Raw genomic sequence first — 385 nt, 5'->3', positions numbered from 1 at the left:
CTCATCTCTGCTAAACCCATTTAAATAATTTATTTTATAATATTTTAAATTTAATTATTATATTCAAATATTTTTCTATAAATTCATTTATTGAAATTTTCGAATCATTTATGTTATATTCATTTTAATTATAATTTTGTTATAAATAATATTTTATTAATATCCATTTAGAATAAAAATTTATGGTAAAAGTAATAAAAAGATCTGGTGAAGAAGAGGAATTTTTAGAAAGATAAAGTATATAATTCATTAATTAATGCAGGAGCATCTGAAGAAGTTGCAAAGCAAATTGTAAAAGAATTAGAAGATTGGATAAAGATAGAAGGATTTGGAAAAATATCTACTGATGAAATTAGAAGATTTATATTTAATAGGTTAAGAGTAT

At 19.2% G+C, this 385-nt stretch carries 1 pseudogene (running past one end of the window); it reads right to left on the bottom strand.

The features are described 5' to 3' along the window. A pseudogene (locus LUA84_RS04845) lies at positions 1 to 5 on the bottom strand (hypothetical protein); it reaches 193 nt to the left of the window's first position. Positions 6 to 385: the final 380 nt, after the last annotated feature.

Source organism: Candidatus Nanopusillus massiliensis, assembly GCF_920984865.1.
This window is presented reverse-complemented; position numbering and strand designations above follow the sequence as displayed.